Source organism: Pyxidicoccus sp. M15 (genome assembly GCF_056858435.1).
On sequence record NZ_CM166495.1, the window covers coordinates 8,605,565 to 8,629,822 of the forward strand.

Below are 24,258 nucleotides of genomic sequence, written 5' to 3' on the forward strand. Positions count from 1 at the left end.
GAGCGCATGCAGCCCGTGCCCACCGGCGTCCCCGGTGAGCTCTTCATCGGCGGCGCCGGCGTCGCTCGCGGCTACCTCGGCCGCCCCGAGCTCTCCGCGGAGAAGTTCGTTCCGGACCCGTTCGGCACCACTGCCGGCGGCCGCCTCTACCGCACCGGCGACAAGGTGCGCTGGCTTGCCACCGGAGAGCTGGACTACCTGGGCCGCATCGACTTCCAGGTGAAGCTGCGCGGCTTCCGGATTGAGTTGGGCGAAATCGAAGCCGCCCTGGAGCAGGAGGCCAGCGTCAGCCGCGCCGTGGTGCTCGCCCGTGAAGACGTCCCCGGCAACCCGCGCCTCGTCGCCTACCTCGTCACGCCTGAAGGCCACCCCCTCGACACGGCCGCGCTGCGCTCCTCGCTGCTGCGCTCGCTGCCCGAGTACATGGTGCCCTCCGCCTTCGTCTTCCTGGCGGCCCTGCCCCTCAACACCCACGGCAAGGTCGACCGCAAGGCCCTGCCCGCCCTGGACGCGGTCCCCTCCACCGCCGAATACATCGCCCCGCGCACTCCGATGGAGCAGGCACTCGCGGCGCTCTGGGCCGAAGTCCTCCACCTGCCCCGCGTGAGCGTGAAGGACCACTTCTTCGAGCTGGGCGGCCACTCGCTGCTGGCCACACAGCTGGCCTCTCGCATCCGCGCCGCCTTCCGCGTGGAAATGCCCCTGCGCACCATCTTCGAGGCTCCCACGCTGGAGGCCCTCGCGCATCGCATCGACACCCAGGCGCCCGAGGCTTCCGCTCCGCCCCTGGTGCCGGTGCCTCGCACGGGCCCACTGCCGCTGTCCTTCGCCCAGCAGCGGCTGTGGCTCATCGACCAGCTGGAGCCCGGCAGCGCGGCCTACAACATCTCCGCCGCCCTGCGCGTCTCGGGAGCACTGGACGCCGAAGCCCTGCGCCAGAGCCTCGAAGCGCTGGTGCACCGCCACGAGTCCCTGCGCACCACCTTCCGCGACGAGGCCGGTGGCCCCATCCAGGTCATCTCCGAGCCCACGGCCCTGCCGTTGGACATCATCGACCTGGGCTCCCTGTCCGAGGACACGCTCCAGGCCGAGGCGCGCCGGCTGGCCTCCGCCGAAGCCGCGCGGGCTTTCAACCTCGCCACCGGCCCGCTGCTGCGCGCCTCGCTGTTGCGCCTCGGCGCCCATGAGCACGTGCTGCTGCTGACGGTGCACCACATCGTGTCGGACGGCTGGTCCACCGGGGTGCTGGTGCGGGAGCTGGTCTCCTTCTACGAGGCCTTCACCTCGGGCCAGCCTCCCCGGCTGGCGGCCCTGCCCATCCAGTACGCCGACTTCGCCGCGTGGCAGCGCGCATGGCTGCAGGGTGACGTCCTCCAGCGTCAGGTCGACTACTGGAAGCAGCAGCTCTCCGGCACGCCCACCCTGCTGGAGCTGCCCACCGACAGGCCCCGCCCCACCGTCCAGTCCCAGCGCGGCGCCGCGCTGCCCGTCGTCCTGCCCCCGCCCGTGGCCGAAGCCCTCTCCGCGTTCTGCCAGCGCGAGGGCGTCACGCCCTTCATGGCCCTGCTCGCCGTCTGGCAGTTGCTCCTGTCCCGCTACTCCGGCCAGGACGACATCTCCGTGGGCACGCCCATCGCGGGGCGCACGCGCGCGGAGACCGAAGGGCTCATCGGCTTCTTCGTCAACACCCTCGTCCTGCGCTCCCAGCTCGGCCCTCGCGCCACCTTCCGGGAGCTGCTGGCGCAGGTTCGCGCCACCACGCTGGCCGCGTACGAGCACCAGCACGTCCCCTTCGAGAAGCTCGTCGAGGAGCTGCAGCCCCAGCGCAACCTCGGCCACTCGCCGCTCTTCCAGGTCACCCTCGCGCTGCAGAACACGCCTGTCGCCGCGCTGTCGCTGCCGGGCCTGTCCTTCCACCCCCTGGAGCGCGAGGCCGAGGCCTCGAAGTTCGACCTGTCGCTCTCCCTGGCCCAGACGCCCCGGGGCCTGGCCGGCGTCCTGGGCTACCGCACCGACCTCTTCGACGCGTCCACCGTCACGCGCATGGCGCGGCACCTGCGCACCCTGCTGGACGCCGCGCTCGCCGCACCCGACTCCCGCCTGGGCGAGCTTCCGCTCATCGAAGACGCCGAGCGACACCAGCTCCTCCAGGCGTGGAACGACACCGCGTCGGACTATCCGCGCGAAGCCTGCATCCACCACCTGTTCGAGCAGCAGGCCGACCTCCGCCCGGAAGCCATCGCCCTCGAGTTCGGCGCGCAGCGCCTCACCTACGCGCAGCTCGACACGCGCGCCAACCAGCTCGCACATCTGCTGCGCTCGCACGGCGTGGGCCCCGACGCCCTCGTCGCCGTGTGCATGGAGCGCTCCGTCGAGCTCATCGTCTCGCTACTGGCCATTCTCAAGGCCGGAGGAGCCTACCTCCCGCTCGATGCCGGCTACCCCGCCCAGCGGCTGGCCTTCATGCTGGAGGATGCACCGCCCCGGCTGCTCATCACCTCGCAAGCGCTCCGCGCCCGGCTGCCCATCGCGGAGTCGGTGCCCTGCCTGTTGGCGGAGGAGTGGCCCCTGGCCACGCAGCCGAGCTCCCGGCCGGTGTCCGGTGCCGGCGCGCGTCACCTCGCCTACGTGGACTTCACGTCCGGCAGCACGGGCCGGCCCAAGGGCGTCGCCGTCGAGCACCGGGGGGTGCTGCGCCTGCTGCACGGCGCCCGCTACGCGCACCTGGGACCGGAGGAGACCTTCCTCCTCATCGCCCCCATCTCCTTCGACGCCTCCACGCTGGAGGTCTGGGGTCCGCTGCTCTTCGGCGGGCGCCTCGTCGTCTTCCCGCCCGAGTCGCCTGGCGACCTGGACCTGCTGAGCACCGTGCTCCAGCGCCACGGCGTCACCACGCTCCACCTCACCGCGGGCCTCTTCTCCCAGGTGGTGGACCTCAAGCCCGAGAGCCTGCGCGGCGTGCGGCAGCTCCTCACGGGAGGTGACGTGGTGAGCGCCCCCCACGTGCGCCGCGTGGTGGAAGGAATGCTCATTCCGGTGACGGCCTGCTACGGCCCCACCGAGTCCACCCTCTTCGCCTCCACGTACCGGATGACGGACGCGGCCCAGGTGGGCCACTCCATTCCCATCGGCCGGCCCATCGCCAACACGCGGGTGTACGTGCTGGATGCGCACCTCCAGCCCGTGCCCGCGGGTATTCCCGGTGAGCTGTTCATCGGCGGCGATGGCCTCGCGCGGGGCTACCTCTCGCGCCCGGACCTCACCGCCGAGCGCTTCATCCCCCACCCCTTCAGCACGACTGCCGGGGAGCGCCTCTACCGCACCGGCGACAAGGCGCGCTGGCGGGCGGACGGGGTGCTGGAGTTCCTGGGTCGCATCGACACGCAGGTGAAGGTGCGTGGCTACCGGATTGAGCTGGCGGAAGTGGAAGCCGCGCTGCTGACACACGCCGGGGTGCGCGAGGCGGTGGCGGTGGTGCGCGAGGACGCGCCCGGCGACAAGCGCCTGGTGGCCTACGTCACTGGCGACGCGGATCCATTGGAGGCCGCCGCGCTGCGCGAGTACGTGCAGCAGCGGCTCCCCGAGTACATGGTGCCCTCCGCCATCGTGCACCTGGGCGAGCTGCCCCTGACGGCCCACGGCAAGCTGGACCGCAAGGCCCTGCCCGCGCCGGATGCCTCGGCGGCGCAGAGCGGCCGGTACGTGGCGCCGCGCACCCCCACCGAGCAGACCCTGGCGGAGCTCTTCGCCCAGCTCCTCGGCACCGGACGCGTGGGACTCGACGACAGCTTCTTCGCGCTGGGCGGCCACTCCCTGCTGGCCACCCGGCTGGTGGCCCGGGTCCGCGCCACCTTCCGCGTGGAGCTCCCCCTGCGCGCCGTCTTCGAGCACCCCACCCTGGAGGCGCTCGCCCGCCACATCGACACCCAGGGAGTGTCGGACTCCGCGCCCCCGCTGGTGCCGGTGGCGCGCACGTCCGCGCTGCCACTCTCCTTCTCCCAGCAGCGGCTGTGGTTCCTGGACCGGCTCGCCCCCGGCAGCCCCGCGTTCAACATCCCCTACGCCCTCCGGCTGTACGGGGTGCTGGACCTCGAGGCCCTCCGGCGGAGCCTCGAAGCACTGGTGCATCGCCACGAAGCGCTGCGCACCACCTTCAGCGATGGGCCCGACGGCCCCGTCCAGGTCATCTCACCGACGGCCGCCCTGCCGCTGGAGGTCACCGACCTGCGCCCGCTTCCCTCCGCGTTGAAAGAGGCCGAAGCGAAGCGGCTGTCCGAGGCCGACGCCCAGCGCCCCTTCGACCTGGCTACGGGCCCGCTGCTTCGCGCGTCCCTGCTGGCGCTCGACACGCACGAGCACGTGCTGCTGCTCAACGTCCACCACATCGTCTCCGACGGCTGGTCCATCGGGGTGATGGCGCGCGAGGTGGTGGAGCTCTACGGGGCCTTCGCCTCCGGTCAGCCGCCCTCCCTGCCTCCGCTGCCGCTCCAGTACGCCGACTTCGCCTTCTGGCAGCGCCAGTGGATGCAGGGTGCGGTGATGGAGGAGCAGTTGGCGTGGTGGCGGCGGCAGCTCGACGGGGCGCCGCAGGAGCTGGAGCTGCCGACGGACAGGCCACGCGCACACCGCGACAGCCCCCGGGCCGCCCGGCTCCCCGTGGCGCTCCCGCGTGAGCTGACGGAGGCCGTGGAGGCCCTCTGTCTGCGTGAGGGCGTCACGCCGTTCATGTTCCTGCTGGGCGCCTTCCAGCTCCTGCTGTCGCGCTACTCCGGACAGGACGACCTCTGCGTCGGCTCGCCCGTCGCCGGGCGCAACCGCGCCGAGCTCGAAGGGCTGGTCGGCTTCTTCCTCAACACCCTGGTCCTTCGCACCCGCCTGGACGGGGACCCCACGGTGCGCGAGCTGCTGGGCCGCGTGCGCGAGACGGCGCTGGGCGCCTTCGCTCACCAGCACGTCCCCTTCGAGCAGCTCCAGCCCATGCGGGACTTGCGACAGGCGCCGCTGTTCCAGGTGATGTTCAATCTGCAGAACATGCCGTCGGCGAAGCTGTCCGTGACGGGGCTGACGTTCCAGGAGATTCCCACCCACGGCCGCGTCGCCAAGTTCGACCTGTCGCTGGTCATGTCCCGGACTCCGGAGGGCTTCCGGGGCGGACTGGAGTACCGGGCGGACCTGTTCGACGCGTCCACCGCCGAGCGCCTCGTCCGGCACCTGCGCGTGCTGGTGGAGGCGCTGGTGGCCGCGCCCGAGCGCCACCTGTCCGAGCTCACGTTGCTGCAAGGCGACGAGCGGCACCGGCTGCTGGTGGACTGGAATGCCACCCAGGCGCCCTTCCCCGACGCCTGCATCCACTCGCTCTTCGAGGCCCGGGCCCGCGGCGCTCCCGAGGCGCTGGCGGCCACCCTGGGTTCCGCGCGCCTGACATACGGGGAGCTGGACGCGCGCGCCAACCAGCTCGCCCAGGCGCTGCGCCGCCGCGGCGTGCGGCCCGAGTCGCGGGTGGCGTTGAGCGTGGAGCGCTCGCTCGAGGTCGTCATCGGTCTGCTGGGCATCCTCAAGGCAGGCGGCGCCTGGGTGCCGTTGGATCCGCTGCTGCCGCGCGAGCGACTGGCCTTCATGCTGGAGGACAGCGGCGCCTCGGTGCTGGTGACACAGTCGGCGCTGCTGGAGCGCTTCCCCGAGTACCACCAGGGCCGGGCACTCTGCCTGGACACCGAGCGGGACGCGCTCGCGCGCGAGAGCACCGAGGCCCCCGAAACGGGCGTGGCCCCCTGCCACCTGGCCTACCTGCTCTACACCTCCGGCAGTACCGGCCAGCCCAAGGGCACCGCCGTGGAGCACCGGAGCGTCGCGAACCTCGTCACCCACGAGGCGGCGGCCTATGGCATCGGCCCCGGCAGCCGCGTGTTGCAGTTCGCCAGCCTGAGCTTCGACCTGTCGGTGGAGGAGATCTTCACCACGCTGACCTCCGGGGCCACGCTGGTGCTGGCGCCACTGGAGCAGCTCATGCCGGGGGCGCCGCTCCAGCAATTGCTGCGCGAGGAGTCGCTCACGGTCATCAGCCTCACCCCGGCGGCCCTCGCGGCCACGTCGGCGGACGGACTGCCGGAGCTGCGGACCGTCATCTCCGGCGGGGAAGCGCTGCCGGCGGAGGTGGTGTCGCGCTGGGTGGCCCCGGGCCGGCACTTCATCAACAGCTACGGCCCGACGGAAGCCACCGTCGTCGCGACGCTCACCGAGTGTGTCGCGGACGGTGGGATGCCCTCCATCGGCCGGCCGCTGGCCAACGTGCGCGCCTACGTCCTGGATGTGCGCGGCGAGCCGGTGCCGGTGGGAGTGAAGGGGGAGCTGTTCATCGGCGGCGCGGGCGTGGCGCGCGGCTACCCCGGGCGCCCCGCGCTGACGGCCGAGCGTTTCGTACCGGACCGCTTCTCGGGCGAGGCGGGCGCACGCCTCTACCGCACCGGCGACGTGGTGCGCTGGCGTGAAGACGGCATGCTGGACTTCGTTGGCCGCGCGGACGCACAGGTCAAGGTGCGCGGCTTCCGCATCGAGCTGGGTGAGGTGGAGTCCGCGCTGGCGAAGCTGCCCGCGGTGCGCGAGGCCGTCGTGGCGGCGCGCGAGGACGGCCCCGGTGGCAAGCGGCTGGTGGGCTACGTGGTGGCACGCGAAGGCGCGGAGCTGGACGGAGCCACACTCCGGGCCGCCCTGAAGGAAACGCTGCCGGAGTACATGGTGCCCTCGGCCGTGGTGGTGCTGCCGGCGCTGCCGCTCACGTCCAACGGCAAGGTGGACCGCAAGGCCCTGCCGGCCCCGGACTTCGCGAGCGGCGCGGGTGACTACGTCGCGCCCCGCACGCCCACCGAGGAACGATTGGCGGAGCAGTGGTGCCAGCTCCTCGGCGTCGAGCGCGTGGGCGCCAGCGACAACTTCTTCGACCTGGGCGGCCACTCCCTGCTGGCCACCCAGGCCATCAGCCGCATCCGTGCGGCCTTCGGCGTGGAGCTGCCCCTGCGGGGACTGTTCGTGTCCCCCACCCTCGAAGGCGTGGCACGCCTGATTGATGCCGCCCACGCGGGCAGGGGCACGCCCGCAGCCCCCAGGCACCGTGAGGCCCTCGCGCTGTCATTGCCAGTCCTCCCCCTGGAGGAGGTCGCCGCGCTCGAGCAGGCGAAGCCTCACTCCGTGCAATCGCAAGACGGCGACTCAGAGGCGCCACCACTCTCCGCCGAAGAGCGCCAGCGGGTGCTGGTGGAGTGGAACGCGACCTCCACCGAGTACCCGCGCGGCTCCACCCTGCCCGAGGTCTTCTCGCAGGTGGTGGCCCGCTTCCCCGACAAGGTCGCCGTCGAGTTCGGGGATTCGAAGCTCACCTACCGGCAGTTGGATGAGCGAGCCAACTCCCTCGCCTGGCACCTGCGTGGGTTGGGGGTGTCCACAGATTCGCGCGTGGCCCTCGCAGTGGACCGCTCGCTGGAGCTGGTGGTGGCCCTGGTCGCCATCCTCAAGGCCGGTGGCGCCTACGTGCCGCTGGACTCCTCGTACCCGCGCGAGCGCCTCGCGGCCATGCTGGAGGACTCGGCCCCCAGCGTGCTCGTCACCACGCGCGCGCTGCTGCCCAAGCTGCCGTCCCACGGGCTCGCCACCGTCGTGCTGGAGGACGTGGCGCTCTCAGGCCTGCCCACGCACTCGCCGCCCTCCACCGCCCTGCCCGACAGCCTCGCGTACATCGACTTCACCTCCGGCTCCACCGGCCGCCCCAAGGGAGTGGGCACCCTCCAGTCCGCCGTGCTGCGCACCGTCTTCGGCGTCGACTACGCCCACCTGGGCCCGGACGAAACCTTCCTCCTGCTCGCCCCCATCTCCTTCGACGCCTCCACCCTGGAGCTGTGGGGCCCGCTGCTTCATGGCGCGCGGCTGGCCATCTTCCCGCCCCATTCTCCCTCGGACGTTTTCGAGTTGGAGCAGGTGCTACAGAAGCACGGTGTCACCACCCTGCACCTCACCGCCGGCCTCTTCACCCAGGTGGTGGACAGCAACCTCTCCGCACTGCGCGGGGTGAAGCAGCTGCTCACCGGTGGTGACGTGGTGAGCGCGCCCCACGTGCGCCGGGTGCTGGAAGGAATGTCCATTCCGGTGACGGCCTGCTACGGCCCCACCGAGGGCACCCTCTTCACCTCCTGCCACCGCATGACGGACGTCGCCCACGTGGGCACCTCCGTCCCCATCGGCCGGCCCATTGGCAATACCCAGGTGTACGTCCTCGACGCCTCCGGCCAGCCCGTGGCTCCGGGCGTCATCGGTGAGCTTCTCATCGGCGGCGACGGCCTCGCCCGTGGCTACGTGGGCCAACCGGCGCTCACCGCCGAGCGCTTCGTCCCCAACCCCTTCTCCTCTACTCCTGGCTCCCGCCTCTACCGCACCGGAGACCTGGCCCGCTGGCGCAACGACGGCGTGCTGGAGTTCCTCGGCCGCGCCGACGCCCAGGTGAAGGTGCGCGGCTACCGCATCGAGCTGGCCGAAGTCGAAGCCGCCCTGCTCGCCTTCCCCGAGGTGCGTGAGGCCGTCGTCGTGGCCCGCGAGGACTCGCCCGGCGACAAGCGCCTCGTCGGCTACGTCGTCGCGCCCGCGTCCCTGGACATGGGCGGCTTGCGTGCGGCCCTCAAGGAGCGGCTCCCCGAGTACATGGTGCCCTCCGTCATCACCCGGCTGGAGGCACTGCCCCTCACCGCCAACGGCAAGGTGGACCGCAAGGCACTGCCAGCCCCTTCGGCTTTGCAGGACCGCATCCCCACCCGCGCTCCCCGCACCGACTGCGAGCGCGAACTGGCGGCGCTCTGGGCTCGCGTCCTCCACCTGGACACCGTGGGCGCGGAGGATGACTTCTTCGAATTGGGTGGGCACTCGCTGACGGCCACCCAGGTGCTCTCGCGCATCCGCCAGCACTTCGGCGTGGAGCTGTCCTTCCGCGACTTCTTCGCCGCACCCACCATCGCGGCGCTGGCGGACCGCATCGAGGCCCTGGCCGTCTCGCGGCCCGTATCGTCGCAGCCGCTGCTCCGGCCCCGGACGCAGAGCGGCCCCCTGCCGCTCTCCTTCGCACAGCAGCGGCTCTGGTTCTTCGCGAAGCTCGACCCCGAGAGCGCCGCCTACAACCTCCCCTTCGCCGTGCGCCTGGAGGGCGTGCTCGACGTGCCCGCGCTCGCCAGCGGCCTGCGTGAGCTGCTCCAGCGCCACGAGTCCCTGCGCACCACCTTCCATGAGCACGAGCACCAGCCCGTGCAGGTCATCCACCACAACCCCTCCCTGCCCGCGGGCTGGGTGGACCTGGAGACCCTGCCCGAGGTGGAGCGTGAGGACTCGCTCCAGCGCGCCCTCGAATACGAGGCCGGCCAGCCCTTCAACCTGGAAACAGGCCCGCTGTGGCGCGTGCTCCTGGTGCGTCTGTCGGCGGAGCAGCACGTCCTGATGCTCACCCTGCACCACGTCATCGCGGACGGCTGGTCCATGGGCGTGCTCGTCCAGGAACTGGCCACGCTCTACACGGCCCACGCCGAGGGCCGGACCGCGCGACTGGAGCCGCTGCCGGTGCAGTACGCCGACTTCGCGCTCTGGCAGCGAGACTGGCTGCGCGACGAGGCACTGGACGCCCAGCTTGGCTGGTGGCGTGAGCAACTCCAAGGCGCGCCCCGGGCGCTGGCGCTGCCCACCGACAGGCCGCGTCCCACGACGCAGTCGACTCGTGGCGCAGGACATCCGTTCCACTTCCCGCGCGAGCTCTCCGACGCGCTCGAGGCACTCTGCCGCCAGGAAGGGGCCACGCCCTCCATGGTGGTGCTCGCCGCCTTCCAGGCGCTGCTGGCCCGCTACTCCGGCCAGGATGACGTCAGCGTCGGCGCCCCCATCGCCGGCCGCACGCACGCGGAACTGGAAGGGCTCATCGGCTTCTTCGTCAACACGCTGGTGCTGCGCACGAAGCTGGATGGAGACCCCAGCTTCCGCGCGCTGCTGGGCCGCGTGCGCGACATGACGCTCGGCGCCTATGCCCACCAGGACGTCCCCTTCGAGAAGCTGGTGGAAGCCCTGCGCCCCGAGCGCGAGGCCGGACGCACGCTGCTCTTCCAGGTGATGCTCGCGTACCAGAATGCGCCCCTGCCCGCGGTGATGGGCGCGGGGCTGCGCCTGAGCCCCCTCAAGGCCGAGCACCGCACCGCGAAGTTCGACCTCACCCTGGCCATCGCCGACCGGGGCGACGGGCTCAAGGGGCAGCTCGAGTACAGCACCGACCTGTTCGACGCGGCCACCGCAGCGCGGATGGTGCGGCACCTGCGCGTGCTGCTGGAAGGCGCGCTGGCGAACCCCGACCAGCCGCTCTCCCGCGTGTCCTTCTTCACCGAAGAGGAGCGGCACCTGCTGTTCCACGCATGGAAGAAGCCCGACGCCGCCACGGCCGCGGACGTCAGCCTGCACCGGCTCGTCCAGGCGCAGGCCCGGCTCACGCCCGACGCGGTGGCCGCGGAGCATGACGGCCAGACGCTCACCTGGCGTGAGCTGCACCACCGTGCCCGCGAGGTCCACCGGGGCCTGCTCGCACGAGGGCTCGCGGAGCTGCCCGAGCCGCCTCCGCTCGTGCCCGCGCCACGCGCGGACGCACTGCCACTGTCCTTCGCCCAGCAGCGGCTGTGGTTCATCGACCAGCTCGAGCCCGGCACGCCCGCGTACAACATCCCCATCGGCGTGCGCCTGGAAGGCGTGCTCCACGTGGACGCGCTCCAGCGCGCCCTCACCGAGCTGGTGCGACGCCACGAGTCGCTGCGCACCACGTTCCACGAGCACGAGGGCCAGCCCGTCCAGCACGTCGCTCCTGCGTTCGAGCTGCCGCTGCCCGTGGTGGACCTGGGCCCCCACGGCCCGGCCGCCCTCGACGAGGCGAAGCGCCTGCTGGCCCTGGAAGGCGCCCACCGCTTCGACCTGGCCACGGGCCCGCTGCTGCGCGCGCTGCTGCTGCGGCTGGCTCCAGCCGAGCATGTCCTGGTGCTCAACCTGCACCACATCATCTCGGACGGCTGGTCCATGGCCGTGCTGGTGCGCGAGGTGACCGCCCTCTACGGCGCCTTCCGCCACGGCCGGCCCTCTCCACTGCCCGAGCTGCCCGTGCAGTACGCCGACTACGCCGTCTGGCAGCGCCAGTGGCTCCAGGCGGAGGTGCTCGAAGCGCAGCTCGGCTACTGGCGTCGCCACCTCGCGGGCGCAGCGACGCTGCAGCTGCCCACCGACAAGCCTCGCCCGCCGGTGCAGACGCTCCGCGGCGCGCTCCTCCCCGTGCACCTGCCCCTCACCCAGGGGCTCAGGGCGCTCTGCCAGCGGGAGGGCGTCACCCCGTTCATGCTGCTGCTGGCCGCATGGCAGGCGCTGCTCGCGCGCTACTCCGGGCAGGAGGACATCAGCGTCGGCTCGCCCATCGCCGGGCGCCAGCGTGGTGAGACGGAGGGGCTCATCGGCTTCTTCGTCAACACGCTGGTGCTGCGCACCCAGGTGCGCGGCGGCGAGTCCTTCCGCCAGCTGCTCCAGCAGGTGAAGGAAACGGCCCTGGGCGCCTACGCCCACCAGGACGTGCCCTTCGAGCGGCTGGTGGAGGAGCTGCGCCCCGAGCGCGACAGGAGCCGCGCCCCGCTCTTCCAGGTCCTCTTCGCCCTGCAGAACGCGCAGGCCAGCGGCACCGCGCAGCCGGGCGCCTCCGAGCTCAGCCTGCATCCGCTGGAGGCGGACCAGCGGGCCATCAAGTTCGACCTGGAGCTGGGCCTGACGGAGACGCCCCAGGGCATCACCGGCACCCTGGGCTACAACCTCGACCTCTTCGAGCCCGGGACGCCCACGCGCCTGGTGGAGCACTTCCGCAGGCTGGTGGAGGCGCTCGTGGCCCGGCCCGATGCGCCCATGGCCTCCGCCGCCCTGCTGACGGGCGAGGAGCGCCAGCGGGTGCTGGTGGACTGGAACGCCACCTCCGCCGAGTACCCGCGCGGCGCCACCCTGCCCCAGGTCTTCACGCAGGTGGTGGCCCGCTTCCCCGACAAGGTCGCCGTCGAGTTCGGCGACTCGAAGCTCACCTACCGGCAGCTCGACGCGCGCGCCAACCAGCTCGCCTGGCACCTGCGCGGCCTGGGCGTGTCCACCGACTCGCGCGTGGCCCTGGGGGTGGACCGCTCGCTGGAGCTCATCGTCTCCCTGGTGGCCATCCTCAAGGCGGGCGGCGCCTACGTGCCGCTCGACGCGTCGTATCCCCGCGAGCGCCTCGCGGCCATGCTGGAGGACTCCGGCCCGAGCGTGCTCGTCACCACGCGCGCGCTGCTGGAGAAGCTCCCCACGAGGGGGCTCGTCACGCTGTTGCTGGAGGACGTGCCCGTGGAGGCGCCGCCCGCGCACGCGCCGCCGTCCACGGCCCTGCCCGACAGCCTCGCGTACATCGACTTCACCTCCGGCTCCACCGGCCGGCCCAAGGGCGTGGGCACCTCGCACGCCGCCGTGCTGCGCACGCTCTTCGGCGCGGGCTTCCCGCACCTGGGCCCGGACGAGACGTTCCTCCACCTGGCGCCCATCTCCTTCGACCCCGCCACCATGGAGGTCTGGGGCCCGCTGCTGCATGGCGGGAAGCTCGCCGTCTTCCCGCCGCACCCTCCTTCCGACGTCGAGGAGCTGGGCGCGGTGATTGCCCGCCATGGCGTCACCACGCTGCTGCTCACCGCGGGCCTCTTCACGCAGATGGTGGAGCACAACCTCGCCGGCCTGCGCCCGCTGCGGCAGGTGCTCTGCGGCGGTGACGTGGCGAGCGCGCCCCACGTGCGCCGTGCCGTGGAGGAGCTGCGCATCCCCGTGCTCAACTGCTACGGCCCCACCGAGGTCACCTTCGTCACGTCCTTCCACCTCGTGACGGACACCTCCGCCGTGGGCGCCGCCGTGCCCATCGGCCGGCCCATTGGCAACACCCAGGTGTACGTGCTCGACACCGCGGGCCAGCCCGTGCCCCCCGGCGTCATCGGCGAGCTGTTCGCCGGTGGCGACGGCCTCGCCCGTGGCTACGTGGGCCAGCCCGCCCTCACCGCCGAGCGCTTCGTCCCGCACCCCTTCTCCTCCGTCCCCGGCGCCCGCCTCTACCGCACCGGAGACCTCGCCCGCTGGCGCGGCGACGGTGCCCTGGAGTTCGCCGGCCGTGTCGACGCGCAGGTGAAGGTGCGCGGCTACCGCGTCGAGCTGGCCGAGGTCGAAGCCGCCCTGCTCCGCACTCCGGGCGTGGCCGAGGCGCTGGTGCTCGTCCGGGAGGACGCGCCCGGCGACAAGCGACTGGTGGCCTACGTGACGCCCGCCGTGCCGGGGGCGCCGCCCTCCGTCGCGGACCTCCGCGAGTCGCTCGCGGCGCGGCTGCCCGGGTTCATGGTGCCCTCGGCCTTCGTGCCACTGGACGCCTTCCCGCTGACGATGCACGGCAAGGTGGACCGCAAGGCCCTGCCCGCGCCGGATGCGTCCTCCGCCCTCGGCGGGTACGTCGCGCCGCGCACGCCGCTGGAGGAGCAGCTCGTCCAGGTGTTCGCCGAGGTGCTCGGCGTGGAGCGCGTCGGCACCGGGGACGACTTCTTCGCCCTCGGCGGCCACTCGCTCCTGGCCGTGCGCCTCATGGCGCGCATCCGTGAGCGCACCGGCCTGGCGCTGCCCGTGGCGGCCCTCTTCCAGGGCTCCACCGTCGCGCGCCTCGCCGCCCTCGCTCCCACGGCCGGGGAGGCACGCCCGAGCACGCCCAACCTCGCGCGCCTCGACTCGGGCTCCTCCCAGCGCCGGCCCTTGTTCCTCGTCCATGGCGGCGGCGGGGCGCTGCTCAGCTACGCGGAGCTCGTCCGCCACCTCGGCGATGAGCGGCCCATCCACGGCATCTTCGCCCCCGGCCTGGAGGGCGGCGAGCTGCCTCCCGCCTCCATGGAGGCCCTGGCCCGCCTCTACGTGGAGCAGGTGCGCGAGGCGCAGCCCCAAGGCCCCTACCTCCTGGCCGGTTGGTCCCTCGGCGGCATGGTGGCCTATGAGATGGCGCGCCAGCTCGAAGCGCTGGGAGCGCGGGTGGAGCTGCTCGTCCTCCTGGATGCACTCGCTCCCTCCGGCCAGCCCCTGCCGGAGCGCTCCGCCGTGTCGCGGCTCTCCGCCTTCGCGCAGATGGCCGGGCTGCCGTTGGAGGACGTCCCGGCCCCCACCCTCGAGCGGCTGGGCCAGCTCCGGGGAGAGGCGCTGCTGGAGAACATCACCGAGCTGGTGCGCGGCCTGCCCGCCGCCGGGGCCCTGGAGCCGGAGCACGTCGGACGCCTCTTCGGCGTCTACGAGCGGCTCACCGAGGCCCACCGGACGTACGTGCCCTCAGGCGCCCTCTCGGGCCCGGCGGTCCTCCTGCTCGCGGCCGCCACGTCCGTGACGCCCGACAGCGCGGACGCTGGCTGGTCCGCCTGGGTCCGGGGTGGCGTGACGGTGCGCGAGGTGCCGGGTGACCACAACTCCCTGCTGAAGCCACCGAACGTCTCCGTCGTGGCGGCGGAGCTCCTCGCGCTCCTGCGCGCGCTGGAGCCCGGGCCCTCCGCGACGCCGGAGGACTGAGCACGGGTGCGTGGCGTCCGGCCACGCGCCCGCCGCCTGGAACGACGCAAACGGGCGGCGCCCGTGCGAGCGCCCTGCCCGCTCCGCCGTGGGGCCGAGGCCGGGACCGGGCGGGTGTGGGCACGAGGCGCCTCCTCCCGGCCCGCTTCTCCCGACGGGCATCCGAGATGCGCACACTCCAGGAAGGGTGCCCGGGCTGGAGGGGCCGAGCGGGCACCACCACCCTGCGGGCTCCTCCAGGGTGAGCCCTCTGGAGGAGCGCACGTGTTGGGTCATGGCGCGGGCTTGACGGACAGGGAAGCCATCGAGGGCATCTCCGCGGAACAGTCGCGGCTGTTCCTCGAGACGATGGTCGCGAGCGCTCCGGTGGGCCTGGCCTTCGTGGACCTGGACCTGCGCTTCATCCACATCAACGACGCCCTGGCCCACATGAACGGGCTGCCCCGCCAGGCCCACCTGGGCCGCAAGGTGCGCGACGTCATCCCCGAGCTGTGGCCCTTCGTCGAGCCGCACTACCGGCAGGTCCTGGAGACGGGACAGCCGGCGCTGAACCTGGAGATTTTCGGCTCCACCCACAAGGACGGCGGAGCCGAGCGCTGCTTCCTGGTGAACTACTACCCCGTGCGCGACGCCAACGGCGCCATGCATGGCATCGGCATCACCGTGGTGGAGACGACGGAGTCGAAGCACGCGGACCGGGCGCTCCGCATGAGCGAGCAGCGCTACCGCTCCCTGGTGGAGTCCATGTCGCAGACGGTGTGGACCACCAACGGCCGCGGAGAGCTGGTGGAGCCGGCACCCCACTGGCTCGCCTTCACGGGACAGAGCCATGGCGCCCACCTGGGGCTGGGCTGGCTCGACGCCATCCACCCGGGTGACCGCACGCGCTTCGTGTCGGAGTGGGCCGCGACCCTCGAGCTGAGAGACCCCTACCGGGGCGAGGCGCGGCTGCGGTACCACGACGGCTCATACCGCGACACCATCATCCGGAGCGTCCCGGTGCTCGACGACCGGGGCCTCGTGCGCGAGTGGATCTCCACCGCCGAGGACATCACCGAGCACAAGCGCGCCGAGCGTGCACTGCGGCGGACCACCCAGGCGCTCCGCGAGAGCGACGAGCGCTACCGCACCTTCGTCGCCCAGAGCACCGAGGGCATCTGGCGGATGGAAATCGAGCCGCCCATCGACACGCGCCTGCCCGAGGACGCGCAGGCCCAGGCGCTGCTGACCCGAGGTGCCGTCGCCGAGACGAACGAGATGATGGCGCGCATGACGGGCTTCGCATCGGCGCAGCAGATGCTGGGCACCACGCTGCAGCAGATGATTGCCCTGCTCACCCACCACCCGTCCCAGGTCGAGCAGGCCATCCTTCCCTTCATCCGCCTGGGCTACCGGATGGAGAACGTGGAGACGCGCCAGGAGGACGAGGCGGGCGTGGAGCACGTGCGGATGGCGAACCTCGTCGGCGTGGTGGAGCGCGGCATGCTGGTGCGCGTGTGGGGCACCCAGCGCGACGTGACGGAGCAGGTGCTCGCGAAGGCGGCCCTGGAGGAGAGCCGCGAGGTGGTGCGCATGCGTGAGCACCAGCTGCGCGCCATCACCGACGCGCTCCCCGCCCTGGTGGCCTACGTCGACCGCGACGAGCGCTATGTCTTCTGCAACCGGGCATTCGATACGTGGTTCGGGCTCAACCCCGAGGAGCTGACGGGCCAGCCGGTGCGCGGGCTGTCCGGCGAGATGGGGTATGCCCACCTGAAGGACTGGATGCGCAGGGCCCTGGCGGGGGAGACCGTCAGCTACGAGAGCGCCCTGACGCTCCGGGACGGGCGGATGCTGCACGTCCAGTCCACCTATGTCCCCACGCGCACGCCCCAGGGGCAGGTGAAGGGCTTCGTCGCCCTCGTGCATGACATCACCGACCGCAAGCGCACGGAGGCCGAGGTGGAGGTGCAGCGGGCGCGCCTCTACGACGTCCTCATGAACGTCCCGGCGGCCATGGCCCTCCTGCTCGGCCCCGACCAGGTCTTCACGCTCGTCAACCCCCTCTACCGGCGCTATGCGTCCGGGTTGGACCTCAGCGGCCAGTCGCTGCGGGAGCTCGTCAAGCGCACCCGCAACGGCGACGACTACTCCCGGCAGCTGCAGCGCGTCTACGAGTCCGGCAAGCCTTTCGAACAGCGGGAGGCCCCCGCCCGGTTGAGCCCCCGGGGAGACGGCGTGTGGGAGGAGCGCTACTTCAACATCGCCTACGTGCCGCTGCGCGACGCCAACGGGCAGGTGGACTCCGTCATGTCCTTCTCCATGGACGTGACGGAGCACGTCCAGTCCCGGAAGAAGGCGGAGGAGCTGGCGGCGCACCTGTCCAACCAGCAGCAGTGGCTGGAGTCGGTGCTCAACCTCCTCCCCACCCCCTTCATGTTGCTGGAGCCCGGCACCGGACGGGCCCTCTTCGCGAACCAGGCCGCCCACCGGATGGCGGGTGGCACCTTCCCGCTGGGCATCCCCACCGAGGGCTACGACGCCGTGTACCGCATCACCGACGACGCGGGGCGGCCCATTCCCGGGGAGCAGATTCCCGGGGCGCGGGCCGCGCGCGGCGAGCGGCTCCAGCACGTCCCCGCGGTGTGGCACACGGAGACGGGGACGTACTCACTGCTCACGGACTCGGAGCTGCTCCCGGCGATGCACGGCCACCCGGCCACCGCGGTGCTCGCCCTCCAGGACGTGACGCGGCTCAAGCAGACCGAGGCCCGGCTCCAGGAAGCCGTGCGGCTGCGCGACGAGTTCCTCACCGTCGCCTCCCACGAGCTGAAGACGCCGCTCACGCCGCTGCAGATAAAGCTCCAGGGGCTCGCGCGCGAGGCCCGCGCGGGCGGCCCTGCAGACAAGCTCCGGGAGCGCGTGCTGGCCACGGCGGAAGGGGCCTCCCTGCAGCTGCGCAAGTTCACTGCCCTCATCAATGACCTGCTCGACGTGACCCAGCTCACCGGCGAGACGCTGGCGCTGAAGCGGGAAGCGACGGACCTGGCGGCCGTCCTGCGCGCGGTGGCGGAGCAGTTCCGGACCCAGGCCGCCCATGCGGGGTGTGAGCTCGTCCTCGAGTCCTCCGGGCCCGTCGTGGGCTGGTGGGACCGCCACCGGCTGGAGCAGGTGGCGCGGGGCCTGTTGTCCAATGCCATCAAATACGGGCCGGGCCGGCCCGTGGTGCTCCGGGCGGAGCAGGCGGGCGACAGGGCCCGCTTCAGCGTCCGGGACGAGGGCATCGGCATCGCCCCGGAGAACATGGCGCGCATCTTCGAGAAGTTCGGGCGCGCCGTCTCCACCCGCAACTATGGCGGCCTGGGCCTGGGCCTCTTCATCAGCCGGCGAATCGTGGAGGCGCACCAGGGCACCATCCGGGCGGAGAGCCGGCAGGGCCAGGGCGCCACCTTCACCGTGGAGCTGCCGCTCACCGTGGAGCGCCCCCCGGGCGCGACGATGCACTGAGCGCTGCACCGCCGCCCGCTGGGGGGACGTCAGACCTGGAGCGAGCGCGCCAGCGGAAGCTCCCGCACGCGCGTGCCGGTGAGCGCGAAGACGGCGTTGGCGATGGCCGGCGCGACGGGAGGCACGCCCGGCTCGCCAATGCCTCCGGGCGCACCGTCGCTCTCCACGATATCGACGTGAATCTTCCGGGGCGCCTCGTGGATGCGCACCAGCTTGAAGTCGCGGAAGTTGGACTGCTCCACCGCGCCGCCCTTCATGCTGATTTCTCCGTGCAGCGCCAGGCTCATCCCGAAGATGACCGAGCCCTCCATCTGCGCACGCACCCGGTCCGGGTTGATGACCGTCCCGGCGTCCACCACCACCCACGCCTCGTCGACGCGGAGCCTGCCGGCCGCGTCCTTCACCACCGACGCGACGACGGCCACGTAGGACAGGAAGCTGCGGTGCGCGGCGAGCCCCAGCGCCCGGCCGTCCTTCTTCCGCTCGTCCCAGCGCGCAAGCTTCGTCACCCGCTCGACGACGCGCCGCATGCGCCCGGTGTCGATGGGGTGCTCGTCCAGGGACTGGCCGTAGTTGTCCAGCTCGCGGACGCCCAGCTCCTCCTTCGTCACCACGCGCGGCGGCCCCAGGAGCTCCAGGCGCATGTCGCGCGAGTCCACGCCCCGCGCATGGGCCAGCTCGTCCACGAACGAGTTGACCGAGAAGGAGTGGAAGATGTTGTAGACGGAGCGCAGCCAGCCGATGCGGACGTGGGCGGGGGCCTCGCACGTCTCCGCGCGGACGTTGGGCACGGCGAGCGCCAGGTCCGTCACGCCCTGCTTCAAGTCCCGCGCGCTGGGCCGGTTCGCCGGTGAGAAGGTGGAGGCGATGGGCGGGAAGGCCGTGCGGTGGAGCCAGGCCACCACCCTGCCGTCCGCGTCCAGGCCCGCGCTCAGCCGCTGCATGCTGACCGAGTGGTAGTAGTCGTGGCGCACGTCGTCCTCGCGCGTCCACTGCACGCGCACCGGGGCGCCCACCTCGCGGGCCAGCCACACCACCTCGGCGATGAAGTCCGCCTTCGACTTGCGGCCGAAGCCGCCGCCGAGGAAGGTGACGTGGACCTTCACCTGCTCGGGCGGAATCTTGAGGATGCTCCCGGCCACCTCCTGCGCGTCCTGGGGATTCTGCGTGGGAGCCCACACCTCGCAGGAGCCGCCGTCCACACGGGCCAGCGCGACGAGCGGCTCCATGGGCACGTGCGGCAGGTGGGGGGTGTAGTACTCGGCCTCGACGACGCGCGCCGCCCCGGCCAGCGCCTTGTCCACGTCACCCACGTTGCGGGCCGCCACGCCCGGCGCGCGCACCGACGCCGTCAGCGCCTCGCGGTACTGCTTCGAGTCGTACGACGCGTTCGCCCCGTCCTCCCAGGTGATGTCCAGCGCCGCGCGGCCCTTCAGCGCCGCCCAGGTGTTCTCCGCCAGCACCGCCACCCCACCCCACTGCTGGTAGACGTAGGGCTTCTCGGGCGCGGGCAGCTCCACCACGCGCTTCACGCCAGGGACGGCGAGCGCCTTCGCCGCGTCGTACCGCGCCACCTTGCCTCCCACGACGGTGGGCCGCGCAATCACCGCGACGAGCATGCCCGGCAGCGTCACGTCCGCGCCGAAGACGGCGGAGCCGTTGACGTAGGCGGGCCCGTCCAGCAGCGGCAGCGGCCGGCCCACGTTGCGCAGCTCGGCCTTCGGCCGCAGCTTGACGGACTTCGCCTCGGGGACGGCCAGCCGCGCCGCCTCGTCCGCCAGCTCGCCGAAGCCCAGCGTCCGCTTCCCGTCGCGGTGGAAGACGGCGTGGTTTCGCGCCTCGCAGTCCTCCGGCTTCACCTTCCAGCGCTTCGCGGCGGCCGCCACCAGCATGGTGCGCGCGGTGGCGCCCGCGCGGCGCAGGTCGTCATAGACGCCGCGCACGCTGCTGGAGCCGTCGGTGTTCTGGTCGCCGTAGACCTTGTTGCCGTCCGCCTGGAGGATGCGCACGCGGGCCATGTCCGCGCCCAGCTCGTCCGCGATGAGCACCGGCAGCGAGCTGCGGATGCCCTGCCCCATCTCCGAGCGGTGGCAGACGATGGTGACGAGCCCGTCCGGGGCCACGTGGACGAAGGCATTCGGGTTGAGCCCCGGGGTGCCGTCTTCAATCGCCGGGGAGGCCGACTTCGGATTCTTCCTCGCGCGTCCGGTGGGCTCGGCCGCGAGCGCCTCGGCGGAGAAGAGGCCCAGGGTGAGCCCGCCCACCGCCAGGTTGAGCCCCTCCAGGAAGGAGCGCCGCGAAATCAACTGGAGGCGCCGGCTCATGGCTCCTCCTCGGAGAGGCCCGCGACCTTCTTCACGGCCGCGCGGATGCGCGTGTACGTGCCGCACCGGCACAGGTTGCCGGCGAGTGACTGGTCGATGTCCGCGTCCGTCGGCTTCGGCTTCTTCGCCAGCAGCGCCGCCGCGCTCATGATCTGCCCCGCCTGACAGAAGCCGCACTGCGGGACGCCCAAATCACACCAGGCCTTCTGCAGGGGGTGGCTGCCGTCCGGCGACAGGCCCTCAATCGTCGTCACCGACCTGCCCTCCGCGCGGCGCACCGGCGTCACGCACGCGCGGACCGTCTGGCCGTCCAGGTGGACGGTGCACGCGCCGCACAGCGCCTGGCCGCAGCCGTACTTCGTCCCCGTGAGGCCGAGCACGTCGCGCAGCGCCCAGAGCAGCGGCATCTCCGGGTCGACCTCCAGCTCCTTCTCCACACCGTTGACGCGGACGTGAATCGTCATGGCCGTGCCTCCTCGTTCGGGCACTCCGCGCCCGTCTCCACCCACGCGGCGATGATGGCGCCGAACTGCTCCTGCGTTCCGGGCGCGGGCTCGCGGTCCCACCCGGGCCTCCAGCCCCAGGCCACCAGTTCGTCGTGCGCGTTGTGCTCGACAATCTGCGCCAGCGTCTTGCCGCCGTTGCGCTTCGGGTCCTTCATCTGCTCGCAGATGTGGCGCGGGCTCTTGCCCACCCACGCCATTTCCAGGGGCGCCAGGTGCCAGTTCGGCGCGCCGGGCACGCGGGCGTGCGCCAGGTTCCGGTCCTGGTGGCAGCTGGTGCACTCCATGCCGGCGACGCCCTTGTCCTCCGGCCCGCGCACCACCGGCGGGTCGTGCGGCTGTCCGTCCATGCCCTGGAGGGGCACGTCGCCGCTGGGGTGGCAGTTGGCGCAGCGCGGGTGGAGGAGCACGCGGCTGGCCTCGAGGAAGAGCGCCTTCGAGCGCTCCGCCGGGGCGGCGATGACCGCGAAGTCCTGGGGAGCGCGGAGCGCGTTGGCGGCGACCTCGGGGAGCGCGACCTTCTGCGCCGTACCCGCTTCGGGCTCACGCCGGCATCCTCCTACCGCCAGGAGGACGAGCAGCGGAGCCAAGACCTGGAGAGTTGGCTGCATCGGGACAAGGCTCCAGCAAGTGCAGCGCCACCACAAGCCGAATGTTTACGGGCCCAGGGGCTTTGCACCGACGGTGCGCAACCCCCACGTTCCCAGGTGGAACCCGAGTCTCAGGAGGTGGGTGTCTTGCCCCCCACACGGTTGCCTTCTCCCGATGTCGTCGCGGACGCGCTCCTCGTGGGCAATAGCGGGACGGTGCTCGAGGCGGTGCAGCACTACCTGGAAGAAGGCGGCGCCGCGTTCCTCGTGGACGCGCTGGCCCGGCCCGTCATGCAGGCCGTGGGAGACCGCTGGTGCGACGGCATCATCACGGTGGCGGAGGAGCACGCCGCCTCGGAGCTGCTGCGTGAGCTGCTGACCCAGCTGCTGCCCGGCCTGGGGTGGCACCAGGGCGGGCCCCGGGCCGTCATCGCCTGCGTGCCCGGCGAGCGGCACGTCCTCGGGGCGCGGCTCGTCGCCCAGGTGCTGGCGCTCGACGGCTGGCACGTGCGCTTCCTGGGAGCGGACACGCCCGCCCGGGACCTGGCGCTGTTCGTCGCGCGCGAGCAGCCCGCCTTCGTCGGGCTCTCCGTGTCCATGCCGGAGCGCCTCGAGGACGCGCGGCTCACCCTGGAGCTGCTGCACCGCACGACGCCGAACATCCCGCTCGTGGCCGGAGGGCGCATGGCCGGCAGCCTGGTGCCTGAAACGAAGGGCACCTGGTCCGTGGTCCACACCTCCGAGGAGCTGCTGGACCTCACGCGAGGCAGCACGGGCGGACACCTCTTCTTCCCCTGAGCGCGACCTGCCTCACGCGCCCGAGGCGGCGGAGGCGCCCTGCTCCGAGGAGACCTGCCGGGGCGGCACCTGGGTGGGGAGGACCACGGTGAAGGTCGAGCCCTGCCCCGGATGGCTGCGCACCACGATGGTGCCGCCGTGGGCCTCGATGATCTGCTTCGCCACGTACAGCCCCAGCCCCATGCCGCCATAGTGATGGGGGGACACCGCGCGCTCGAAGCGCTCGAAGATGCGGCCCGTGTCCTCGCGCTTGAGGCCGATGCCCTGGTCCCGCACGCACAGGCGCGCCAGCGCGCCATGGCCCTCCACCGTCACGCTGATGGGTCGGCTGGCACCGTACTTGATGGCGTTGGACAGGAGGCTGGACAGCACCTGCTCCAGCCGGAGCTGGTCCCACACGCCGCGCACCGGGCCGGGGGTGTGGACCTCCAGCCGGCTGCCCGCGGCCTCCGCCTCCTCGCGGAAGCGGTCCGTCACCTCGGTGGCCAGGAAGGAAAGGTCCAGCTCCTCGAGCAGCAGCCCCAGCCGTCCGGTGGCCACGCGCGACACGTCCAGCAGGCGCTCCACCAGCTGCGCCAGGCGCTGCACCTGGGCCGACGAGCGCGCCAAATGACGCATCACCCGCGCGTCCTCGAGGCCCGCGGCGGCCACGCTGCGGCGGAGCGTCTCCAGCTGCAGCTTCAGGGGCGTCAGCGGCGTGCGCAGCTCGTGCGCGGCGATGGAGAGGAACTCGTCGCGGGAGCGGATGCCCTCCCGCACCTTCTGGAGGAGCCGGGCGTTCTCCAGCGCCACGGCGATGCGCCCCGCGAGCGCCTGCGCCACCTCCACCTCCACGTCCTGGTAGGGCCGCGAGTCACGCCCCACCGAGAGCAGCCCCTCCAGTCCCTCGGCCGTGAGCACCGGGACGCGCAGCAGGCACCGCACGTCCAGCCGCTGGAGGAGCGACTCCAGTCCCCGCCGGGTGGAAGGCGAGGCGTCCAGGCAGAGCCGGAGGGGCCCGGACGCCTCGCCGGCCTGCCACGCGTCCTGTGCCTCCGGCGAGGACAGCGTGGCGCGCAGCCGCTCCAGGCCCGCGGGCTCCACGTGGGCCAGCCAGGGGCCGGAGGAGAAGGGCACGTCGTCGCCGAGCAGCTCCACGACGCACAGCTCGCCCAGGTCGGGGATGATTCGCTCGGTCAGCCGCTCGAGCGCGGCCTCGCTCCGGGAGACGTCCGCCAGCAGCGCGCCCGCGTCCGCCAGCAGCGCCATCCGCTGGCGCGCGTCCTCCGCCTCCTCGCGGCGCGCGTGCTCCGCCCTCGCCTCCATCTCCAGCTCGCGCGTGGCCCGCAGCTCCACCTCGGTCATCACCGCGGCCGCGAGGTCCCTCAGGATGTGGATGTCGTCCTCCGTCCAGTGCCGCGGGACGGTGTCGAGGACACAGAAGGTCCCCAGCGTCTGCCCGGCGCTGACGAGCGGCACGCCCGCGTAGGCCACCGCGCCCAGCTCCTTCACGCCCAGGCACTCCCGGAGCACGGGGTCCTCGCGGGCGTCCGTCACCACGAGGGTGTCTCCGGCGGCCAGGGTGTACTTGCAGAGCGAGTGTGACAGCGGAAGCTCGCGCCGGCTCAGCCAGGGCTCCGGCAGGCCGATGCAGCTCTTGCAGAAGTGCCGCGCGTCATCGAGCAGGCTCACCAGGCCGATGGGGGCGCGGAGGATGCGGCAGGCCAGGCGGGTGAGGCGGTCGAAGCCCTCCTCGGCCCGGGTGTCCATGAGGGCGGTGCGGCGCAGTGCGGCCAGACGCTCGGGGGAGCGCAGGATGCTCTGGACGTTACCCTCCATGGTCATCGCCACCCTTCCCGTAGAGATGGGCAGGGCGCGGTGCCCAGAACAGAAGCAGGCAGACTCGGGGTCCTTCGGCTCGCTGGGTCCACCCGCGCCGCTGCCTGCCTG

7 protein-coding genes (1 of these 7 running past the window's edge) are annotated in these 24,258 nt (G+C 72.4%); 3 read left to right on the forward strand and 4 right to left on the reverse strand.

The features are described from left to right. Together ACX9TP_RS31895 and ACX9TP_RS31900 are read left to right on the forward strand one after the other, a co-directional pair. Window positions 1-14,628 carry the final stretch of a non-ribosomal peptide synthase/polyketide synthase gene (locus ACX9TP_RS31895; protein WP_482974414.1) on the forward strand. Its footprint begins 15,261 nt before the window's first position, so 14,628 of the gene's 29,889 nt are visible here — the last part of the coding sequence; the start codon falls outside the window, past its left edge; its stop codon occupies window positions 14,626-14,628. Window positions 14,629-14,892: 264 nt separating this feature from the next. Continuing rightward, window positions 14,893-18,114, forward strand: coding sequence for a PAS domain-containing sensor histidine kinase (locus tag ACX9TP_RS31900; protein WP_482974415.1), 3,222 nt, complete (start codon window positions 14,893-14,895; stop codon window positions 18,112-18,114). Between the two features lie 29 nt (window positions 18,115-18,143). Here the strand turns inward: ACX9TP_RS31900 and ACX9TP_RS31905 are convergent, their stop codons facing one another. The 3 genes from ACX9TP_RS31905 to ACX9TP_RS31915 are packed head-to-tail and all read right to left on the reverse strand — an operon-like array spanning window position 18,144 to window position 21,552. Continuing rightward, on the reverse strand, window positions 18,144-20,438 hold the full coding sequence (locus ACX9TP_RS31905) for a xanthine dehydrogenase family protein molybdopterin-binding subunit (protein ID WP_482974416.1): 2,295 nt from the start codon (window positions 20,436-20,438) through the stop codon (window positions 18,144-18,146). Beyond that, entirely contained in the window at window positions 20,435-20,902 is a 468-nt protein-coding gene (locus ACX9TP_RS31910) for a (2Fe-2S)-binding protein (RefSeq protein ID WP_482974417.1), read from the reverse strand. The genes ACX9TP_RS31905 and ACX9TP_RS31910 overlap by 4 nt, the downstream gene beginning before the upstream one ends. Further along, entirely contained in the window at window positions 20,899-21,552 is a 654-nt protein-coding gene (locus ACX9TP_RS31915; RefSeq protein ID WP_482974418.1) for an Isoquinoline 1-oxidoreductase subunit, read from the reverse strand. Before ACX9TP_RS31915 ends, ACX9TP_RS31910 begins: the two co-directional genes overlap by 4 nt. A 126-nt stretch (window positions 21,553-21,678) precedes the next feature. On the opposite strand from ACX9TP_RS31915, the gene ACX9TP_RS31920 reads away from it, so the two are divergent. Next, window positions 21,679-22,329, forward strand: a complete 651-nt coding sequence (locus tag ACX9TP_RS31920; protein WP_482974419.1) for a cobalamin B12-binding domain-containing protein — start codon at window positions 21,679-21,681, stop codon at window positions 22,327-22,329. A 12-nt stretch (window positions 22,330-22,341) separates the two neighbouring features. Here the strand turns inward: ACX9TP_RS31920 and ACX9TP_RS31925 are convergent, their stop codons facing one another. Beyond that, complete coding sequence (locus tag ACX9TP_RS31925; RefSeq protein ID WP_482974420.1) at window positions 22,342-24,153, reverse strand: ATP-binding protein; 1,812 nt, start codon at window positions 24,151-24,153, stop codon at window positions 22,342-22,344. Window positions 24,154-24,258: the final 105 nt, after the last annotated feature.

Excerpts from the sequence above, each read along its gene's own strand:
- ACX9TP_RS31905 (WP_482974416.1), bottom strand. The coding sequence starts at position 20,438 with ATGAGCCGGCGCCTCCAGTTGATTTCGCGGCGCTCCTTCCTGGAGGGG.
- ACX9TP_RS31910 (WP_482974417.1), bottom strand. The coding sequence starts at position 20,902 with ATGACGATTCACGTCCGCGTCAACGGTGTGGAGAAGGAGCTGGAGGTC.
- ACX9TP_RS31915 (WP_482974418.1), bottom strand. The coding sequence starts at position 21,552 with ATGCAGCCAACTCTCCAGGTCTTGGCTCCGCTGCTCGTCCTCCTGGCG.
- ACX9TP_RS31925 (WP_482974420.1), bottom strand. The coding sequence starts at position 24,153 with ATGACCATGGAGGGTAACGTCCAGAGCATCCTGCGCTCCCCCGAGCGT.